Origin of the sequence: Gordonia sp. DT101, assembly GCF_049844895.1 — a bacterium.
In the GTDB taxonomy this organism is placed as follows: Bacteria; Actinomycetota; Actinomycetes; order Mycobacteriales; family Mycobacteriaceae; genus Gordonia.
In genome coordinates this window covers 485096-504298 of record NZ_JBNCLX010000003.1, presented here as the reverse complement: position 1 = coordinate 504298, position 19203 = coordinate 485096, and the positions used below count along the sequence as shown (strand labels likewise).

Sequence of the window (19203 nt, the reverse complement as noted above, 5' to 3'; positions counted from 1 at the left end):
GTCCAGCGTCGGCGGGACGTGTTTCCTGATTCGAAGCGCCCAGTTACACGCCCATCAACTTGACCTCACAGGCACGCTCGATCCGTGTGCGGGGCGAAGGTGATCCGGACGCGATCTAGATCGGCCTGCGGCGTACCTGCGTGAACGGCCTCGACGACACACTTGTCGTCCTCAGACACATCTCAGCAGTTCACGATAAGACTGTAGGTATGCGCATCCTTGTGGTCGACGACGATCGGGCGGTTCGTGAGTCGCTGCGCCGGTCGTTGACCTTCAACGGGTACGGCGTGGACACCGCGGCCGACGGGTTGGAGGCTCTGGAGAAGATCGTCGCGGAACGACCCGACGTCGTGATCCTCGACGTGATGATGCCGCGGCTCGACGGTCTCGAGGTCTGTCGACGACTGCGGTCGGCGGGCGATGACCTGCCGATATTGGTGTTGACCGCCCGTGACTCGGTCTCTGAGCGTGTCTCCGGCCTCGACGCGGGCGCCGACGACTACCTGCCCAAGCCGTTCGCACTCGAAGAACTGCTGGCACGACTGCGAGCACTGCTACGACGCGCCACCCCGGAGGACGACATCGATTCCGAGGCGCTCGCCTTCGCCGACCTCACGCTCGACCCGGTGACCCGCGACGTCGCGCGCGGCGATCGGAGCATCAGCCTCACACGCACCGAGTTCGCGCTGTTGGAGATGCTGATGGCGAACCCGCGCCGCGTGCTGTCGCGCAGCCGCATCCTGGAGGAGGTCTGGGGCTACGACTTCCCGACCTCGGGCAACGCCCTCGAGGTGTATGTCGGCTATCTCCGTCGCAAGACGGAGGCCGATGGTGAAGACCGGCTGATCCACACGGTGCGAGGTGTCGGCTATGTGCTTCGGGAGACGCCACCCTAGTGCTCGCCGAACACACCGACCCCGCGTCGTCACCGTCGTCGCGCGGGTTCCTGCGGCGCAAACGCGACGATCTCGCGGAGATGCGGGCACCGATGCCGCTCACCCGTGCGGTGTCGCTGAAGACCCGTGTGACGCTGTTGTCGGCCACCGTGGTCCTGGTGTCGGTCAGTCTGATGGCCGCGGCCGCCTACTTCGTCGTCTATAGGGCGATGTACAACGAGGTGGATTCGCAGCTCGAGAGTCGCGCGGACGGTATGACCGCGCTGGCGAGGACCGGTCTGCTCAACGAACGGCCCGAGTCGCTGGTGACCGGTACAGTGTTCTCCACCAACATCTCTCTCGCATTGGTCCGTCCCGACGGCCGCAGTTACCTCATCGGCGAGGTGCCGTTCGAGGACGTCGAACGCAAGATCGCCCGGTCGACGTACGCGCCCGGCCAGGACAATCAGAGCCTTCGCACCATCCACAACCAGCGCGTGCTCGCACGGAAACTCAGTGACGGCAACACACTTGTGTTGGCGCAGAGCCTGTTACACACCGACCGGGTGCTCAAGAGGCTGGCCTGGGTGTTACTCGTGGTCGGCGGGGGTGGTGTGGCGCTGGCGGCACTGGCCGGTACGACCGTTGCGCGAGCAGGACTGAGGCCGGTGGCGCGACTCACCCGGGCGGCCGAAAGAGTGGCCCGGACACAGGATCTCACTCCGATGCCGGTGAGTGGCAACGACGAATTGGCCCGGCTCACGGAGAGCTTCAACACGATGCTGCGGGCACTGGACGAGTCGCGCGACCGCCAGTCCCGGTTGGTCGCCGATGCGGGCCACGAGCTCCGGACCCCCTTGACGTCGTTGCGCACCAATCTGGAACTGCTGATCGCGTCCAGTGAACCCGGCGCCCCGGCGGTCCCGGCCCAGGACATGATCGAGCTGCGCTCGGACGTGATGGCGCAGATCGAGGAGCTCTCGACCCTGGTGGGGGATCTGGTGGACCTCGCACGAGAAGAGGCGCCCGAGGTGGTGCACGAGGAGGTCGATCTCACGGAGGTGATCACGCGAAGCCTCGATCGGGTACGGCGCCGGCGGCTCGACGTCGATTTCCAGACCAATCTCACGCCTTGGTACGTCTTCGGCGAGGAGCACGGGCTGAACCGGGCCGTGCTCAACGTCCTCGACAACGCCGCCAAGTGGAGTCCACGTGGTCGGCCGGTGCAGGTGCAGCTCAGGCAGGTCGATGCCGGGACCGCGGAGCTGATCGTCGCCGACGCCGGGCCCGGAATCCCGGACGAGGACCGGGACCTGGTGTTCGAGCGGTTCTACCGGTCCACCCAATCGCGGTCGATGCCCGGCTCGGGCTTGGGCCTGGCAATAGTGCGTCAGGTGGTCGCCAGGCACGGCGGCACTGTCCGGGCTGAACAATCGGAGCTCGGGGGAGCGCTGATCCGCATGGCGTTGCCGGGGAGCCCGACCCCCGAGGAACCTTCCCCACAGGTCGTTCGTCAATAGTGTGAACAGGCCTCGTTGGTGCGAACAGTCCTCGACTTCGCCCCTCGCGGTACGTACCTGATCCCCTAGGGTTGAGGATCGGATCGGTGCAGTGGGTCGGCGCCGGGCGCGACTGTCGGGAGATCGCCGGATTCGGGCGACATGGAGAGAACTGAGGGCGACGAGATGACGAGTGGCGGTTCGCAGGGCGATCCGTACGGCACCGGGAGCGGGGCCGGCCAGAATCCGTACGGCTCACCGGGGCAGCAGCCGACGCCGGGCTACGGGTCGAATCCGTACGCTCCCGGTCCGCCTGCACCGGATGCGAACACCTACGGCCACCACGCCGCGTCCACCCGGCCGTACTCCGACCCATACGGAGCGCCGGCGTCCGCGCCGTTCCCGACTCAGCCCCAGTACGCGGGGGGCCCGGGCGGGCCGATGCCTCCTGGAGGGCCGCCATACGGAGGCGATCCTGCGCCCCGAAAGAAATCCGGCGGCGGCAAGGCTGCGCTGATCGTCGGCGCGGTGGTGCTCGCGCTGGTGGCGGGCGGTGTCGGTGGTGCGATCGGTGCCAACGTCGCCGACGACTCGTCGACGGCACACAGCGGTCCGCTCGGCGGAGACCCGAACAGCGGTTCTCAGGGGCAGATGGAAGCCCCGGCGGGATCCGTGCAGGAGGTAGCCGCCAATGTGCTCCCGTCGGTCGTCTCGATCATCGTGCGGTCCGGAAACTCGGAGGGCAGCGGGTCCGGCGTGGTGCTGTCCGACGACGGCGTGATCATGACCAACAACCACGTCGTGACCGAAGGTGGTGCCACACGGGCCAGCGACTTGTTGGTGAACTTCTCCGACGGATCGCGTGCGCCCGCCCGGGTGCTCGGTGCCGACTCGGTGTCCGACATCGCGGTGATCAAGGTCGAGAAGACCGGTCTCAAGCCGATCAACGTGGGTACCTCGAACAATCTCGCCGTCGGCCAGGACGTCATCGCCATCGGTGCACCACTCGGGCTCGAGGGCACCGTCACCACCGGCATCATCAGTGCGCTGAACCGTCCGGTGTCGACGTCGAAGGAAACCGGCGGGACCACGTCGGTGATCGATGCGATCCAGACCGACGCCGCCATCAACCCCGGCAACTCCGGTGGTGCCCTGGTCAACGCGAAGGGTGCGCTGATCGGCGTCAACACCGCGATCGCGACGTTGGGGTCCTCCGCGGAACAGCAGGGCGGCAGCATCGGTCTCGGCTTTGCGATCCCCATCGATCAGGCGATCCGCGTGGCCAACGAACTACGGGACACCGGCAAGGCCACCCAGGCCGGCCTCGGCGTGTCGGTGCGGGCGAACACGGAGCTGGACCAGCCGGGTGCCTACATCTCCGACGTGACCGCAGGTGGACCCGCGGCCAAGGCCGGCATACCGACCGGCGCGGTGGTCACCAAGGTGGATGATCGCAACATCGCCAGCGGCGACGCCCTGGTGGCGGCCATCCGGTCACACGCACCGGGCGACACTGTCACGATCACGTACGTCGTCAACGGACAGACCCGGACCGCGCAGGTCACCTTGGAGACCCTGCAGACCGGCTAGAACCACGCACGATCTCCGCAGGGAACAGAAAGGCAGAGCATGAGCGACACAGGATCCACCGCCATCGACCCCGACGACGTGGTGGCCGCCGACGCGGCCGCGCGCGAGTTCGTCGCGCGCCACAGCGACGATGACGTACGCATCTCTCCGAGCGGCGACGAGATCGGGCGGGCACTGGTCGTGGTCGTCGACGATCGGGCGGCACACGGGGAAGATCAGAGCCTTCTCGGCCCACTCGTGGGTGAACTCCTCGGCGAGGCGGGCTTCCACGTGGATGCGACCGTGGCCGTCTCGGGCGACGAGGTCGAGATCCGCAACGCGCTCAACACCGCCGTGATCGGTGGCGTGGATCTCGTGGTGTCGGTCGGTGGTGTCGGTGTGGGCGCGCGTGACGTGGCACCCGAGGCGACCGAACAGATCCTCGATCGGCGGCTGCGGGGCATCGAAGAGGCCGTCCGGAGCTCCGGACTGGCTGCCGGCGCCACCGACGGCGGACTCTCGCGCGGACTTGCCGGGATCTCCGGACAGACGCTCGTGGTGAACCTGGCGAACTCGCGGGCGGCCGTGCGTGACGGCATGGCCACGGTCGCCCCGCTGGCCCAGCACGTCATCGAGGCGATCAGCGAATTCTGACGATCGGCACCTCGTCGGACGACGCCGAGACCCTCATGGAACGTGAATCGGACAACTCCCCGGAATCGCCGGTGACCAGCGATTCCGGGGAGATTTCGCGTCCGCGGGACACCTGGCGCAAGAAGGCAGAAATCGAGGACGTCTTCGGCGCCGACCTTCCTGAGGTAACATCCGACGAGTGTGATCAAGGTCACATGGGCGTATCTCGGGACTGGTATGAAGCCAATCGCCCGCCGCATTACGAATAGTCCAGCTACCTGCTGACATGGCTGACGCAGCGTGTTTTCCCTCCGTTAACATTCGCATATCCAGGAATAGTGAATGTGAGATTCAAGATCGTCAGACCGGGTTTTGCCACGCGCGAGATCCCATCTGTTGCTGGTCTCGATCGCGCTCCGATAACGTTCGCACCGACGAAACTCGATGCTCGCGACGAGCACCGACGGAGAGTCCTGCGATCTGTCGCGAATGACAACGCAGCAGTGACCAGGGGTGTGCGAAGGCGACTTCCAGCCGACCGGAACCGGATCTGGATTCGGTTGCGGGGCGGGGGTCCGCAGCCCACAAGGGTCGACTCACCCGGCACGTGGTTGTGCCGGGTGGGATAACAACCGAATCCTGTGAGAGGGAACGAATGAGCAAGTTCAGCAAGCTCGGGCTGCGCCGCGTTGTTGGTGCAGGCGCCGTCGCCGCGGTGGCGGTAGTTGGCCTGGCCGGCATGGGGGCGGGAAACGCTGCGGCAGTCGGCCTGCCGAATGGTTACAAGAACGCCGTGGGTGTCGATGGTGAGTCGATCCAGACGTGGCGCACCGGCGAATCGGCCCTGCCGGCGCCGTCGGTGGCGAACAATGGCGCAGGACGCGCCGCGGTCGTGTCGGGTACCTACCGGGCCAAGGCCAGCGCAGGCGTCAACGGGGACATCGCGGTCAAGGTCCTCGTCGGCTGCCAGGTCGACATCACCGGTCTCGAGGGCGGTCTGTCCGGAAGCATCACGCAGGCGCTCAGTCCCTCGCTCTCCGGATCTCTGACCCTGCCGCTGAACCCGGGCCAGGTTGCCGTCGCTGATGTCACGCACAAGAGCATCAAGGCGGGCGGCGTGGCGGCCATCCAGCTCGACAAGTTCGCGATCGATGTCCAGAACTGCGGCGGCTACGCATCCGCACGGACCATCGTCAAGACCGTTGGCGCCAAGGGCTTCAACACCGACGACGGCACCGTGAACGGTGAAGGCTCCTACGTCCAGTCCACCCTCTACGGCAAGCCCTTCAGTCTCAACTGACCGGGCGCAGACAACTCAGCAAACTCTGACTTATCTGCCCCGAGCAGATTGATATTCCACGAAGGGGAATCATGAAGAAGATCAACACTCGCGTGGCCGCTGGAGTCGGCCTCGCCGGTGCCGTGGTGGTGGGCCTCAGCAGCCTCGGTGCGGGTGGCGCCGCCGCCGGCGCGCTGCCCGGCGGCTACGTCAGCAAGACACTCGTCGACGGCACCCCGGTGACCGTTCGACTGTTCGACGAGTTCGTCAACGTCCAGAAGGCCGTCACCAACGTGCAGACCAGCCGTGAAGCTTGGGTGTCCGGCAAGGTGAAGGTGACCGTCGGCGGCAAGGCCGAAGGCGGCACGATCGCCGGTGGCTACCTCGTGGGTTGCCAGGTGAACTTCGGTGCCGGTGCCGATGGTGGCGCGGGCGTCGAGGTCGCGCCGGGCGGGAGTGGTGGCGCCACTGCCACTCCGTCGGCCAACGCCGGTGGAGGCTTCACGCTCGGACCCGGCCAGGCGAGCTACGTGCCGATCATCGACACCACCTCGGGTGACAGCACGGCGTACAAGGACTACAAGGTCAACGATTACAGCTTCAAGGGCAAGACGGGTGGCGTCGCCTACAGCCAGGAGCGGTTCAAGATGGACGGCTGCGCCGGCTACGCCTCGGCCAAGGCCAAGATCAAGGTGACCGTCGACACCGATTCGGTGAAGGGTGTCATCACGCTGTACGGCAAGCCCTTCAGTCTGGGCTGATCTGAGTTGCCGGGTCGTTCGTCGACCCACAACTGAACAACCGCGGCAGGGCGGGATCGGAGATTTCTTCCGATCCCGCCCTGTCGTCGTCGGAGTAGTGGTTGTCGGAGTGCCAGGAAAGCGATCACCGGGTGCGGCTAGAGTCGCGCACGGTGGCGGGTGCCCCGCCGGCGGTGAGGAGGATCCTGGTGTCGACAACGGATGACGTCGTGGATGAGGGATATCCGGATTCGATCGACGCGAACCCCGCAGCGCTGAACGTCCTGTCCGCGATGCGGCGTTTCGCCCCGGTGATGCACGGTCAGCGGTGGAAGCTCGCCGTCTCGGTGCTGCTCTTCTTCGTCGAGGTCGGCACGAGTGTGGTCACGGTCGCGGTGTTCGCCGACATCGTCGACAACGTGCTCGTCGCCGGTGACCTCTCGGCGCTCTGGTGGCCGCTCGGAATCTGGGCCGCGGTATCGCTGCTCGGCGCTGTGGCGTCCTACGGCGGGACCGTGATCTCCGGCCTCGTCGCCGAACGAACCCTGTTGCGGTTGCGCGATCGTCTGTACGCGCACACCCAGCAACTGGCCCCACATACGCGCAGGCAGTTCGAGACCGGCGACCTGATCGCGCGGCACAGCGGCGACGTCGACGAGATCGAACACCTGGTGTCCTCGGGCGTGGTGGCCGGCACCCTGGCGATCGGCAGCGCCGTCATCTACGCGGTGGCGGCGTTTGTGACGCGATGGGACCTGGCCCTGCTCGCGTTTGTGCTCGCCCCCTTGCTGTGGGTGGTCTCGCGCTGGTTCGGGAAGGTGGTCAAGACCGCCGCGCGCCGTGAGCGGAAGGCCAACGGCCGCATCAGCTCTCGAATCCAGGAGGGCATCACCCACGCGATATCGATCCAGGCCGACAACCAGGGCGAGCGCGACCGTCGGAAGGTTCTGCGGGAGAGTCGGATCTGGCGCAACGCCCGGGTGTCGGAACTCAAGGCCAATGCGGCCTTCTCGGAGACCGTCACCGTCGTGGAGATGCTCTGCATGATGGCGGTGCTCGCGGTGGGTGCGTGGCAGATCTCGCGCGGCGTCGCCAGTGTGGGAACCCTCATCGCCCTCACCGGCTACCTGGGCTACATGTATCCGCACATCCAGACCCTCGGTGGCCTCGTGGTGTCGGTGACCTCGGCCACGGCGAGCGCCGAACGCGTCGCCGAGGTACTCGACGCGCCGATCGGCATCACCGACACGGCCGAGCCGGAACTTCCCGAGGCCGACGCACTCGCCGGGAGCGACGCGGATGCCGCCGACGTCCATCCCGACGCAGATGTCGCCGCGGCGTCCGCCGGACCGGTGGCATCCGCGGTGTCCGTGCACGTGGACCGGGTCACCTTCGCCTATCCCGATTCGGACCGCCTGGTCCTCGACGATGTGGACCTGACAATCGAGTCGGGGGACTTCGTGGCACTCCTGGGTCCGAGCGGCTCGGGCAAGAGCACGCTGATGTATCTGATGCTGCGCTTCTATGACCCGCAGCACGGCGCGATCCGCTTCAACGACACCGACATCCGCTCGATGAGCCTGCGACGGCTGCGTGCCCACATGGCCGTCCTGCCGCAACGCGTCGCGCTGTTCAACGCGTCGATCGCCGACAACATCCGATACGGGCGGCCGGACGCAACCGACGATCAGGTTCTGGCGGCGGCCGCCGCCGCCGATGCGGCCGGTTTCATCGGTGAGTTGCCGGACGGGCTCGATACTCAGCTACGCGACGGCGGCGCCAACCTGTCGGGCGGCCAGCAACAGCGGATCGGACTGGCCCGTGCCTTCCTGCGTGACACCCCGTTGCTGATTCTCGACGAACCGACCACCGGCCTCGACGACGCCACCACACACCGCGTGATGGCACCGCTCGAGAGGCTGGCCCGATCGCGCACGACCGTGCTCATCACTCATGACGACAAGGTCGCCGCGGTGGCCGACTACACGCTCACGGTTCGCGACGGGATGATCCGGCGCCGCTGACCGTGGTCGTGAACACGACCGATGACAGACCGAAGGCCCCGTCGCAGACATGCGACGGGGCCTTCGGTCGGGTTCTGATCAGCTACCGAAGAAGAACGGCGGCATCGGACGGCGCGGCGGGCGCGGGGCCCGGCGCGGTCCGGGACGGGGTCCCGGGTGCGGTCCCCCGTGCGGATGCGGTGCGCGATGCGGCGGCATCGGATGGCGGGGTCCTCGATGACCTCGTGGCATGGTGTTCCTCCCTTGACACTGCGGTCCGCAATATGTCGGACCGTCGGTGTGGCGCCCGGGCTGCGTGTCGAGCCAGGGGCCACAAGGAGGAAGGTAACAGTTCGGCAACGGCAGCTCAACGATCCGGGTCCGATCGTCGACGATGCCGACTAAGGGTGAAAGTAATTCTGTAACAGTGCATTTCGGCGGGTGATTGTCGGCGGGGTGTCGGTATTGGGCGTTCTGTGACGTACCTGTGAATGCAACTGTGAGTCTGCTGTGAATCTGCCGCTGAGTCGCGCATCATGGACGACGACGGCACGGGCCCGGCGGGGGAGACAGGCCCGTGCCGTGCTGTCGTCAGGCCGGTGAACCGGCCGGCGGTCAGCTCCCGAAGAAGGGGAACGGGAACGCGGGCCGGCGCGGACGACGCGGCGCCGGGCGCTGCGGCTGACGCGGCGCGGGACGGTGATTGTTGCGGCCCTGAGGGCCCCGGTTCTGCTGCGGCATTTCTTCTGCGACCTCCGTGTAGTTGATCTCTTGTCGTCCGGCCGACGTGCTCCGGACTCCAGTGACACTAGGGACGCAACCTTGCGGTTCCCTGGCTCGTGGGCTGGCAAACCGCTGGGAACCAAGGGGCACGGATTCACACCGCGACAGATCGGGCCGCGCTCCGGTGGGGAGCGCGGCCCGAATCGTCGAGGTCAGCGGGAATGCCGTCCCGGGGCGTCCGGCGGCGGGTACTCGCCGGGGAACTGCGTCTGCCCGGGGTAGCCGCCCTGCTGGGGGTAGTTGCCCGGTGGGTAGGCGCCGGGCGGCGGGTAGTTGCCCGGCGCGGGCTGGGGAGTCGGGTACGGCGGATTTTCGCCCGGGGGAGGAGGTGCGGGCGCCGGTTGTGTCGGCGGCATCGGCTCGGCGGGGGGCGGAGTGGTCAGACGCTGCGTGGCGCCGGCGTCGTTGCCGGGGGGCGCTCCGTGATCCTGGATGTGATCCGGGAGTTCGGCCTCCGCGGCGTCCTGTGCCCTCGACGTGCCCTCGGGATCGAGGAGGTCGCGGATCTCGGCGAGGAGCGCTACTTCGGTGACCTCGGCCTTCTTTCCGTAGCCACCGAGTGCGGCGAGTTTGTTGTACGGCACGACGATCAGGAAATACACCACCGCGGCGATGATCACGAAGTTGATGATCGCGGTGATGAGGGCGCCCAGATTGACGAACGTCGACGGATTGTCGGTGATCTGGAAGCCCAGGCCTTTGGTCGGATTGCTACCGCCCGGGATCGAGTTGAGCAGTGGCTCGATGATGCTGTCGGTGAACGCCGTCACGATCGCCGTGAACGCACCACCGATGATGACCGCAGTGGCCAGCTCGACGACGTTGCCCTTGAGTATGAACTCCTTGAATCCCTTGAGCACGGTGTGCGGTCCTCTCGTTTTTCGGTGTTCCGCTCTTGTTCAGGTATTCACGCTATCCAGGATCGTAAACGACCGTTGCACTGTTTTGCTGTATGCGCGCGTGACGACGGAGACAATCGATCAGTGCACGACGACGGTGATCGGAGCGTCGAGCGCGGCGGCCGCCACCCGGTGCGCGGCCCGTTCGTCCATCGCGAGCAACACCGGTCGCCCGGTGGTTCCACCGCCCGACAGAACGCCATCGGGAGGTTCGTCCGAGGTGAGGGCCACCACCGCCGCTCGCGCGAGTACCGCTGCATCGGGCTCTTCTGCCGACGCGGTCAGTACGTCCACCACGTCTCCGGTCCGCAGGAGCGTCGCCACCGATTCGTCCGACAGCCGTACCGGTACGAGCCGGGCATCGTCGTTCCCGGTGAGCCGGCTGGGGAGACGGGGAGAGAGCAGCCGGGAGTCGGTGACCATCTCGCCCGCTCCGATCGGCCCCACCGCGGTGCGTCCGACACCGTCGGCGGTCAACCGCAAGGTGCCCTTCGGGATGAGTCCGCCGGGTACATCGCGCACCGTGAGATCGGTGGCGACGATCGATTGTCCGGGCACGAGGTCTCGCGCCGCGACCACCACCGCACGCATCTCCGCGCCGCGGTGACCGAACAGCGTCAGCGTGACCGCGGCGACGACCAGGAGCACCGACGCACCGCGACGGACCATCACCGATCGCGCCCAACCAGGACGCAGCGCATGCCGGACACGGTCGACGAGGCGCGGCGACAAGCGGTCGCGGGACATCGGTTGCATGGTGGGCGACGCTAGCGGCCTAACCGGCGCAGACGACGCCTCGAGACGCATCTGGGGACAACGTCGGGCATGCACGCGGATGTGCACAAACGCCCTCCGATTGGCCCCGAGTCGGACCATCGGGGAGAATGACGCGGAGGTGAGCCGGGAAGTCTGGTCGGCCTCCGCCGGATGTCGGCGGAGATGAAAACGTGGGTGATCGCTGTAGATTTCCCTGTGACCAGGAGGTTTGATGTCCACACCGGAGCGCGATTCGGGACCACCCGGCGTCGAGGAGTCCCGATCCGACAGTGTCGCCTCGGACGGCGGCGAACCGATCACCTCAGGTCGAGTGCGGTTTCAGCGTTGGGTCTCACTCGACACCACCAGCGGGGCACTGTTGCTCGTCGCCGCGGTGGTCGCGGTCGTCTGGGCGAACTCCCCGTGGCGGGACGCGTACGAATCGCTGACGACCTTCGAGTTCGGGCCCCAATCGCTGCACCTGCATCTGTCGGTGGCCGAGTGGGCCGCCGACGGACTGCTCGCCATTTTCTTCTTCATCGTCGGCGTGGAACTCAAGCAAGAGTTCGTGGCCGGCAGTCTGCGTGATTTCCGATTGGCCGGCGTCCCGATCGTCGCCGCGATCGGCGGAATGGTGACCCCGGCGCTGTTTTATGCGGTCGTGGTCGCCGTGTTCGATCCGGAAGCACTCCGCGGCTGGGCGATTCCGACGGCCACCGACATCGCGTTCGCGCTGGCGGTACTGGCGATCTTCGGTCGCGGACTGCCCGTGGCGTTGCGGACGTTCTTGTTGACCCTGGCCGTCGTCGACGATCTGCTCGGCATCACGGTGATCGCGACGTTCTACACGGAGACAATTGATTTCGCGCTGTTCGGCGCGGCGATCGCGGTGATCGCCGTCTTCGGTGTGCTGGTGCGGCTGCGTCGTCCCCGGTGGCGAACGCCGGCCAGTCTGGTCCTGATTGCACTGGCCGTGGTGGCCTGGGCGTTGATGCACGCCTCGGGCGTGCACGCGACCGTTGCCGGGGTCCTGCTGGGCTTCACCGTCCCCGCGCTGCTCGTCCACGGCGAATCGAGTTCTCGTACGCACCAATTCGATATTGCGGTGCGTCCGGTGTCGTCGGCGGTGGCGTTGCCCATCTTCGCGTTTCTGTCGGCCGGCGTCGCCGTGATCGGTGGTGACAGCGCGATCGTTCAGCCCGTGTCGATCGGCATCTTCCTCGGCCTCGTGGTCGGCAAGGTGATCGGCGTGATGGGGGCGACCGCGCTCATGACCCGGTTCACACCGCTCCGGCTGCCCGACTCGATCGGGGTCCGCGATCTGCTGCCGGTCGGGATGCTGACCGGTGTCGGCTTCACCGTGGCGTTGTTGATCGCCGAACTGTCCTTCCATCAGGGTTCCGACGACCATGCGTCGGCGGCGAAGGTGGCGATCTTGTTCGGCAGTGTGGTGGCGGCGGCGCTGGGCGCGGTCCTGCTGCGCATGGATGCACGCAGATTGCGTGACCCGGACATGAACTGCGACGGAGTGCCCGACCGCGATTTCGATGTGATCGAGTGATCTGAGACGAGGGCGCCCCCACCGGATGTAGGGGTGCCCCGGCTTTCTCGTCAGACGTCAGGAGCTCGGTCACACCTCGCGGTAGGCCTTCGAGGGCATACAGCAGCTTCGTCAAGTTCGAGCCGAAGGGGTGCTGCGCAACGGCTGGGTGTAGACGGTCGAGGTGCTCGGCGTGGTCCTGTGGCTTGGCACTCGGAATGTTGGAGTGCCAAGTTCGGTTAGTATGAGCGGCGATCACTACTTTCCGGAGGTTTCGGTGCCCACTTACTCGTATGCGTGCACGGAGTGCGACAACAAGTTCGACATCGTGCAGTCGTTCTCGGATGACTCCCTGTCCGAATGCCCGCAGTGCACGGGACGGCTGCGCAAGCTGTTCAACTCCGTCGGGATCGTGTTCAAGGGCAGCGGCTTCTACCGCACCGATTCCCGCTCGGGATCGAGTTCCAGCGAGACGTCGACCTCGTCGTCGGACAGCTCGTCGAGCAACTCGTCCTCGGATTCCTCGTCGAGCAGCAGCAGCTCCTCCTCGAGCAGCGGTTCTTCGTCGAGCAGTGGTTCGTCGTCGAGCGACAGCAAGGCCGCTACCCCCACGCCTGCCTGACGGCCGATTCAGCCGAGCTCGCGGAAGCCGCCCCCCGGCGTCAGCGCCCAGCCCACCCGCACGTCGTGCGGTGCCGATGGCAGCGACTCGACCACCTCGTCGTCGAAGACGACGGCCACCACGTCGGCGGCGAGACCCGTCAGGGTCCGGTCATAATAGCCCGCACCGCGGCCGAGTCGTGTCCCCGACTTGTCGACCGCGTATGCCGGGACAAAGATGACCGACGCCGCTCGGATGGCGTCGGTGCCGAGGCGATCGCCGGTCGGTTCCAGCAGGCCCCATCGGCCTCGTGTCAGCGAATCGACGCCGTCGAAGCGCACCCAGTCCAGCGCGGTCGGGTCTCCGCCGGGCACCGCGGGCACCAGAACCGTCACCCCGCGATCGGTCAGGGCATCGAGCAGGGCCGGGGATCCCGGCTCGGAACCGAAGGGGACATACGCGGCGACCGTCACGTCGTATTCGAGGCGGAAGGGCGCCGAATAGATCCATTCTGCGAGGTCGGCGGCGGCTCGTCGACGCACCGGAAACGAGCGGGAAGTCCGGCGCTCCTCGAACTCGGCTCGTAGTCGCCTCTTCGTCGTCCGCACCCGACCGCCTTCGCCTCATCGCGGCAGCTTCTCGAGTCCGCCGCACCAGGATTCTGAGAACTCGTCAACAGGATTCTGGCAGGGATCGCCACTAGGGTGTTCCCATGACCCCCAGTGACGTGAGCCAGACTACCGACGCGTTCACCGAGTACCAGTCTGTGCCGAACACGCCTCCGATCCCGCGAACCGCGGTCGTGCCGGCGGCCGGTCTCGGAACCCGGTTCCTGCCCGCGACGAAGACCGTGCCCAAGGAATTGCTGCCCGTCGTCGACACCCCCGGTATCGAGCTGGTTGCCGAGGAGGCCAAGGCCGCAGGCGCCGAGCGGCTGCTGATCGTCACCTCGCCCGGCAAGGACGGCGTGGTCGCACACTTCGTCGAGGACCTGGTGCTGGAGAGCACCCTCGCGAAGCGAGGCAAGGCCGCCATGCTCGCCAAGGTGCGCAAGGCGCCCTCGCTCCTGGAAGTGGCCTCGGTGGTCCAGGAGAAGCCCCTCGGGCTCGGGCACGCGGTGGGCTGTGTCGAGCCGTATCTCGACGACGAAGAAGACGCGGTGGCCGTCCTGCTGCCCGACGACCTGGTCCTGCCCGGTGGCGTCCTCGAGGTGATGGCACGGACCCGAGAGCGTCGCGGAGGGTCGGTGCTGTGCGCGATCGAGGTCCCGTCCGACCGGATCAGTGCCTACGGCGTCTTCGACGTCGAAGAACTCCCGGACGCCAACAACCCCAACGTGATGCGCCTGAAGGGAATGGTCGAGAAGCCGAAGCCGGAGGACGCGCCATCGAACCTGGCGGCCGCCGGCCGCTACATCCTGGATCGCAAGATCTTCGACGCACTCCGCCGCATCAAACCGGGTGCGGGCGGGGAGCTGCAGCTGACCGACGCGATCGCCCTGTTGATCGAGGAGGGCGAACCCGTGAGCGTGGTCGTACATCGCGGCACACGCCACGACCTCGGCAATCCCGGCGGCTACCTCAAGGCTGCCGTCGATTTCGCGCTCGATCGCGAGGACTACGGCCCCGACTTGCGTGAGTGGCTGGAGAAGCGGCTCACCGAAGGCTGACAGTCTTGGCAGACGGCGGGCGTCAGCGCGCCTGCGCCCACCGGCGACCGGTGGCGGCTAACGTCTAGCCCAACTGTGTCAGCCGAGATGGGGGCGAGAGGTGAGATGCGTTCGGTCGAAGATCATCTGACCCGGGTGACCGCTGCCGCGGTCGCGCCGCGACCGGTCCGCGTGGCGATCTCCGAGGCCCAGGGCCTGATGTGCGCGGAGGAGGTCGTCACCGAGCGGCCGATGCCCGGGTTCGATCAGGCTGCCATCGACGGGTATGCCGTGCGGGCGGTGGACGTCGGTCTAGCGGGCGCGATAGCTCCCGACGACGTGGAGGATTTCGATTCCGGCGGAGCCGAACTCGTCGACCTCGCCCCCGGCGAGCCGATGATCGTGGCGCTGCCGGTGGTCGGTGACGTCGGTCCGGGTGCGCGCACCCCGACGCGTCTGCAACCTCGCCAGGCCGTCCGCGTGGAGACCGGGGCGCCCATGCCGACGCTGGCCGATGCGGTGATCCCGCTGCGCTGGACCGACGGCGGTGAGCAAAAAGTGAAGGTCGGCCACGGCGTCGAGAGCGGCGACTACGTCCGTCGCATCGGCGACGATGTGCAGCCGGGTGACGTCGCTGTGCGGGCCGGCTCGATCATCGGTCCGGCGCAGGTCGGATTGCTTGCGGCGGTTGGTCAGGCACGCGTCATGGTGCATCCGCGACCGCGGATGTCGGTGATCTCCGTCGGCAGTGAGCTCGTCGACATCGACCGCTCGCCGGGGCCCGGCCAGATCTTCGATGTCAACAGTTACGCGCTGGCGGCCGCGGGGCGAGACGCCGGCGCGGACGTCAACCGGGTCGGCATCGCCGAGCGGGAGACCTCGCGGATGCGGGAAGTGGTCGAGGCGCAGCTGATCAGGTCGGAGATCGTGGTGATCTGCGGTGCGGTGGGCGGCAAGTCGTCGCGAGCGGTCGCGGAGGCGCTCAGCGACCTCGGTGATCTGGAGATCGTGCGCGTCGGCATGCACCCCGGTTCGGTACAGGGATTCGGCCGTCTCGGTCGCGACGAGGTGCCCACCTTCCTGCTGCCGTCCAACCCGGTGAGCGCGCTCGTCACCTTCGAGGTGATGGTGCGGCCACTGATCCGGATCGCACTCGGTAAGCGACAGCCGATGCGGCGCGTCATCAAGGCCCGCACCATCGGGCCGATCGCATCGGTGGCCGGGCGCAAGGGCTATCTCCGCGGGCAATTGATGCGTGACGAGCGATCCGGGGAGTACCTCGTGCAGGTCATCGGCGCATCGCCGACCGGGAGCTCGCATCTGCTCGCCGAGTTGGCCGAGGCCAATTGCCTGATCATCGTGGAACCCGACGTGGAGGAGCTGGGAACCGGCGACGAGGTCGAGGTGGCATTCCTTGCACAGCGGGGATGACAGCGCGTTCCGGGCATTAGACTCCGATCCGTGTTGAGGTGGTTGACCGGGGCGCAGATCAATCCCGGCTGGCCCGCCACCCTGGGGCCGTTGCGCACCCAAGCGGGAGCGGTGGGGTTGCGGCCGGTGCGATTGCGGGATGCAAAGGCGTGGAGCGAGCTGCGCATCCGAAATCAGAACACCTTGCTGCCGTGGGAACCCAGTGGCATCGGCTCCTGGGCCGAGCGGCATCATCCCGGAACGTGGCCGCCCCTGTATTCGGTGCTGCGCGCCGAAGCCAAGCGAGGCGCGGTGCTGCCGTTCGTCATCGAACTCGACGGCAGGTACATCGGTCAGCTCACGGTCGGGAACATCCAGCGCGGTGCGGTGCGCAGCGCGTGGATCGGCTACTGGGTCGACGCGCAGCATTTCGGTCAGGGCATTGCGACGGCGGCCGTCGCCCTGGGCGTCGACCACTGCTTCGGTCCGGTTGGTCTGCATCGCCTCGATGCGACGGTCCAGCCCGCGAATGTGGCGTCGCAGGCGGTGCTCACCAAGGTCGGGTTCCGGCGTGAGGGCCTGCTCGAGCGATACATGGACGTGAACAACCGGTGGCGCGACCACATCCTGTTCGCCCTCACGGCCGAGGAGATCGCCGGGAGCGCGGCCGAGGCACTGGTGCGGACCGGTCGGGCGTCGTTCCACTAGGCGCTCGTTCGGCTGCGAGCGGGACGTATCGTCGGCGTCATGTCGCCGTTGGAGATCGTGGTCCGGGGTGTCGCGCGTCGAGAGTTCCGAGCCGAGCGGGCGATTCTCCGACTGGCCATCGCGCTCGAGGGGTCGTCGCGGGACGGCGTCTATCGAGAGGCCGTCGGTGTGCACGGCCCGGTGGTGGACGATCTCACCGAACTGGCGACCGGGAACGCGGTCATCGACTGGTCCAGTGATTCGGTGAGGGTGTTCGGTCACCGGCCGGTTCATCCCGACGGGAGTCGCCAGGATCCGGTGTTCTCCACGCGCATCGAGGTCGAGGCCCGATTCGCCGACTTCGAGGCGCTCTCGCAGTTCATCGACCGTTGGGCGCCGACGGACGGGGTAGAGGTCGGTGGCGTGCGGTGGGATGTGGCCGAGGAGAACCGGCGACGATATGAGCGTGACCTGCGCAAAGAGGCGGTCGACGACGCCGTGGTCAAGGCTCAGGCCTACGCCGACGCGGTCGGACGCGGTGCCGTGGTGGCCACGCAACTCGCCGACCCCGACATGCTCTCGGACCCCCGGCCATCGCCGCGGTTGTCACGCCGCATGGCCGTCGGCGCTCCGGGTGCATCCGACCCGGCGCTCGCGTTGCGCGCGGAGGACATCGCCATTGCGGTGTCGGTGGACGCGAGGTTTGTCGCGGAATAGGGCCGAAAGGCACCCGAACACACCCGCCCTGAGAGCGCTCTGTGAATTCGTGGAATGTCGCCGACGCCCGGCGCGTCTGCGCTGGCCGAGGCATGAGCACCCCTACATTGTGAGGTGGCTTCGTGTAACCAGAGTGAAAGAAGGGAGAGTCGCATGCCGAACTCAGTCTTGTGGGTCTGCCTCGTGGCCGTATGGCTTTTCGTACTGGTACCGATGGTCATCAAAGGCCGGCCACAGATGCGGAAGACGACGGACGCCGTCAAGGAGACCCGTCTGCTGCACCGGGGAGGCACCCGCACCCGCACCACCCGCCGTCGGGCATCGGGGAGTCATCCCCACGACCCGTCGTGGAAGGCCGACCGCACGAAGCGTTCCACCACGAGTGCGCGCACGGCGGTCCTCGACCGCGACGAGACCGACGACACCGACACGGACGCAACGGTTTCCGAGACAGAAAATCCGACGCGGACGACCCGGGTGAGCAAAGCCACCGGGGCCGCGGTGAAGGCGCCGACCGTCGACGACGTCGATTCGGACGACGACGCCGAAACGCCTCGGGTCGATGCGGATGACGAGCGCGACTCCGACATCCCCGATGAGGTGACCGCGGAATCTGATCCTGACCTCGACGCTGCTGACGATGACGCTGCTGACGATGACGCTGCTGACGATGACGAGGTCACGGTGGACGGCGAGTTCGTCGATCCCGAGCGCGAGGACGTCGAGGACGAACTCGACGACGTCGAGGACGCCGAGATCGCCGAGATCGCCCTCGTCGACGACATCGATGAGGCCGACGACTCCGAAGACATCGAGGATGACGCCGATCTCGAGGACGAGTACGACGATTCGGACGACGACGTCGAGTACGCGGATGACGAGTACGAGGCCGACGACTACGAGGCCGACGACGAGTACTACGACGACGTCGATGAGTACGACGTCGACGAATATGACGACGACCTCGAGGATGACGACTACGAGGACGAGCCGGCCGTCGCGAAGGAGGAGGGCCCGACCAAGCCCTCGATGACCGAGAGGTCGGCGCCACGCCGGCGGATCGCCCATTCGCCCGACGCGCAACGGATCCAACTGCGTTACCGGGAACGTCAGCGTGTGATGCTCGGCATGATCATCCTGTTCATCGCCGCATTGGCGTCGGGCATCTTCCTCGGGCTCACCGGCTGGATCGCAGCGGGCGTCGTCGGGGTGGTGCTGTTCACCTACCTGGCCTACCTGCGGCGTACCGCGGCGACCGAGCAGAAGATCCGGGCCCAGCGCGCGGCTCGTGCCCGCCGCGCCGAGCGGGAGCAGGCCGAGCGTCGGCGCCGGCAGCAGGCCGTGCCCGAGTTCGCGTCGGCCCCGCCACCGCAGCGGCTGCGCCGTCCCGGTGGTGCCACCGTCCTCGAACTCGACGACGAGGACCCGGTGTTCGACCATCTGCCGCCGTTCCAGCGCCGTCGGATGATGCGTGAGGACGGCGAACTGCGCCGAGTCGCGGGCTGAGCCCGACCACAGCGCCCAGCCGACACCAGAGCCGCACGCCGTGACAGCTATGTCCGCG

General features: G+C 67.2%; 18 protein-coding genes. 15 read left to right on the top strand and 3 right to left on the bottom strand.

The annotated features are described in order from the left end of the window. Window positions 1-209: 209 nt before the first annotated feature. The 8 genes from ACLQ3I_RS13665 to ACLQ3I_RS13630 all read left to right on the top strand — a co-directional run bounded on the left by ACLQ3I_RS13665 (window position 210) and on the right by ACLQ3I_RS13630 (window position 8619). The gene (locus ACLQ3I_RS13665) at window positions 210-896 is read left to right on the top strand and encodes a response regulator transcription factor (RefSeq protein WP_425788709.1); all 687 of its coding nucleotides are present in this window, start codon (window positions 210-212) and stop codon (window positions 894-896) included. A gap of 80 nt (window positions 897-976) precedes the next feature. Next, window positions 977-2395, top strand: a complete 1419-nt coding sequence (locus ACLQ3I_RS13660; protein ID WP_425790451.1) for a sensor histidine kinase — start codon at window positions 977-979, stop codon at window positions 2393-2395. Between the two features lie 165 nt (window positions 2396-2560). Further along, the gene (locus ACLQ3I_RS13655) at window positions 2561-3964 is read left to right on the top strand and encodes a S1C family serine protease (protein ID WP_425790449.1); all 1404 of its coding nucleotides are present in this window, start codon (window positions 2561-2563) and stop codon (window positions 3962-3964) included. Window positions 3965-4003: 39 nt separating this feature from the next. Next, window positions 4004-4597 (top strand): MogA/MoaB family molybdenum cofactor biosynthesis protein, encoded by a 594-nt coding sequence (locus tag ACLQ3I_RS13650; protein ID WP_425788708.1) that lies wholly within the window; start codon window positions 4004-4006, stop codon window positions 4595-4597. A 35-nt stretch (window positions 4598-4632) separates the two neighbouring features. Next, window positions 4633-4845 (top strand): hypothetical protein, encoded by a 213-nt coding sequence (locus tag ACLQ3I_RS13645; RefSeq protein ID WP_425802447.1) that lies wholly within the window; start codon window positions 4633-4635, stop codon window positions 4843-4845. A gap of 386 nt (window positions 4846-5231) precedes the next feature. Next, entirely contained in the window at window positions 5232-5876 is a 645-nt protein-coding gene (locus tag ACLQ3I_RS13640) for an MspA family porin (protein WP_425788707.1), read from the top strand. Between the two features lie 71 nt (window positions 5877-5947). Further along, window positions 5948-6616, top strand: a complete 669-nt coding sequence (locus ACLQ3I_RS13635; RefSeq protein WP_425802445.1) for an MspA family porin — start codon at window positions 5948-5950, stop codon at window positions 6614-6616. Window positions 6617-6804: 188 nt separating this feature from the next. Further along, a complete protein-coding gene (locus ACLQ3I_RS13630; protein WP_425802443.1) occupies window positions 6805-8619 on the top strand; it encodes an ABC transporter ATP-binding protein in 1815 nt (604 codons plus the stop codon). Window positions 8620-9533: 914 nt separating this feature from the next. On the opposite strand, the gene mscL is transcribed toward ACLQ3I_RS13630, so the two are convergent. Both mscL and ACLQ3I_RS13620 read right to left on the bottom strand, forming a co-directional pair. Beyond that, window positions 9534-10241: a large conductance mechanosensitive channel protein MscL gene (mscL, locus tag ACLQ3I_RS13625; RefSeq protein ID WP_425802441.1), complete on the bottom strand. Its 708-nt coding sequence runs from the start codon at window positions 10239-10241 to the stop codon at window positions 9534-9536. 120 nt (window positions 10242-10361) lie between these two features. Further along, window positions 10362-11036 (bottom strand): SAF domain-containing protein, encoded by a 675-nt coding sequence (locus ACLQ3I_RS13620; RefSeq protein ID WP_425788699.1) that lies wholly within the window; start codon window positions 11034-11036, stop codon window positions 10362-10364. Between the two features lie 232 nt (window positions 11037-11268). Here ACLQ3I_RS13620 and nhaA point away from each other — a divergent pair, with 232 nt between their 5' ends. Together nhaA and ACLQ3I_RS13610 are read left to right on the top strand one after the other, a co-directional pair. Next, entirely contained in the window at window positions 11269-12597 is a 1329-nt protein-coding gene (nhaA, locus tag ACLQ3I_RS13615; RefSeq protein WP_425802439.1) for a Na+/H+ antiporter NhaA, read from the top strand. A gap of 256 nt (window positions 12598-12853) precedes the next feature. Beyond that, complete coding sequence (locus ACLQ3I_RS13610) at window positions 12854-13198, top strand: FmdB family zinc ribbon protein (protein ID WP_425788695.1); 345 nt, start codon at window positions 12854-12856, stop codon at window positions 13196-13198. An 8-nt stretch (window positions 13199-13206) separates the two neighbouring features. On the opposite strand, the gene ACLQ3I_RS13605 is transcribed toward ACLQ3I_RS13610, so the two are convergent. Beyond that, window positions 13207-13785, bottom strand: a complete 579-nt coding sequence (locus tag ACLQ3I_RS13605; RefSeq protein ID WP_425788694.1) for a 5-formyltetrahydrofolate cyclo-ligase — start codon at window positions 13783-13785, stop codon at window positions 13207-13209. Between the two features lie 104 nt (window positions 13786-13889). Between ACLQ3I_RS13605 and ACLQ3I_RS13600 the strand changes: the two genes are divergently transcribed. The 5 genes from ACLQ3I_RS13600 to glpR all read left to right on the top strand — a co-directional run bounded on the left by ACLQ3I_RS13600 (window position 13890) and on the right by glpR (window position 19145). Beyond that, complete coding sequence (locus ACLQ3I_RS13600) at window positions 13890-14846, top strand: UTP--glucose-1-phosphate uridylyltransferase (protein WP_425788692.1); 957 nt, start codon at window positions 13890-13892, stop codon at window positions 14844-14846. Between the two features lie 105 nt (window positions 14847-14951). Beyond that, a complete protein-coding gene (glp, locus tag ACLQ3I_RS13595; RefSeq protein ID WP_425802436.1) occupies window positions 14952-16256 on the top strand; it encodes a gephyrin-like molybdotransferase Glp in 1305 nt (434 codons plus the stop codon). Window positions 16257-16286: 30 nt separating this feature from the next. Beyond that, window positions 16287-16943, top strand: coding sequence for a GNAT family N-acetyltransferase (locus tag ACLQ3I_RS13590; protein ID WP_425788688.1), 657 nt, complete (start codon window positions 16287-16289; stop codon window positions 16941-16943). Between the two features lie 39 nt (window positions 16944-16982). Then, window positions 16983-17639, top strand: a complete 657-nt coding sequence (locus ACLQ3I_RS13585) for an SIMPL domain-containing protein (protein WP_425788686.1) — start codon at window positions 16983-16985, stop codon at window positions 17637-17639. 153 nt (window positions 17640-17792) lie between these two features. Beyond that, on the top strand, window positions 17793-19145 hold the full coding sequence (gene glpR, locus ACLQ3I_RS13580) for a gephyrin-like molybdotransferase receptor GlpR (RefSeq protein WP_425802434.1): 1353 nt from the start codon (window positions 17793-17795) through the stop codon (window positions 19143-19145). Window positions 19146-19203: the final 58 nt, after the last annotated feature.

Excerpts from the sequence above, each read along its gene's own strand:
- ACLQ3I_RS13645 (WP_425802447.1), top strand. The coding sequence starts at position 4,633 with ATGGAACGTGAATCGGACAACTCCCCGGAATCGCCGGTGACCAGCGAT.
- glp (WP_425802436.1), top strand. The coding sequence starts at position 14,952 with ATGCGTTCGGTCGAAGATCATCTGACCCGGGTGACCGCTGCCGCGGTC.
- ACLQ3I_RS13620 (WP_425788699.1), bottom strand. The coding sequence starts at position 11,036 with ATGCAACCGATGTCCCGCGACCGCTTGTCGCCGCGCCTCGTCGACCGT.
- ACLQ3I_RS13660 (WP_425790451.1), top strand. The coding sequence starts at position 977 with ATGCGGGCACCGATGCCGCTCACCCGTGCGGTGTCGCTGAAGACCCGT.
- ACLQ3I_RS13655 (WP_425790449.1), top strand. The coding sequence starts at position 2,561 with ATGACGAGTGGCGGTTCGCAGGGCGATCCGTACGGCACCGGGAGCGGG.
- ACLQ3I_RS13585 (WP_425788686.1), top strand. The coding sequence starts at position 16,983 with ATGTCGCCGTTGGAGATCGTGGTCCGGGGTGTCGCGCGTCGAGAGTTC.
- ACLQ3I_RS13600 (WP_425788692.1), top strand. The coding sequence starts at position 13,890 with ATGACCCCCAGTGACGTGAGCCAGACTACCGACGCGTTCACCGAGTAC.
- glpR (WP_425802434.1), top strand. The coding sequence starts at position 17,793 with ATGCCGAACTCAGTCTTGTGGGTCTGCCTCGTGGCCGTATGGCTTTTC.
- ACLQ3I_RS13650 (WP_425788708.1), top strand. The coding sequence starts at position 4,004 with ATGAGCGACACAGGATCCACCGCCATCGACCCCGACGACGTGGTGGCC.
- ACLQ3I_RS13665 (WP_425788709.1), top strand. The coding sequence starts at position 210 with ATGCGCATCCTTGTGGTCGACGACGATCGGGCGGTTCGTGAGTCGCTG.
- ACLQ3I_RS13635 (WP_425802445.1), top strand. The coding sequence starts at position 5,948 with ATGAAGAAGATCAACACTCGCGTGGCCGCTGGAGTCGGCCTCGCCGGT.
- ACLQ3I_RS13640 (WP_425788707.1), top strand. The coding sequence starts at position 5,232 with ATGAGCAAGTTCAGCAAGCTCGGGCTGCGCCGCGTTGTTGGTGCAGGC.
- nhaA (WP_425802439.1), top strand. The coding sequence starts at position 11,269 with ATGTCCACACCGGAGCGCGATTCGGGACCACCCGGCGTCGAGGAGTCC.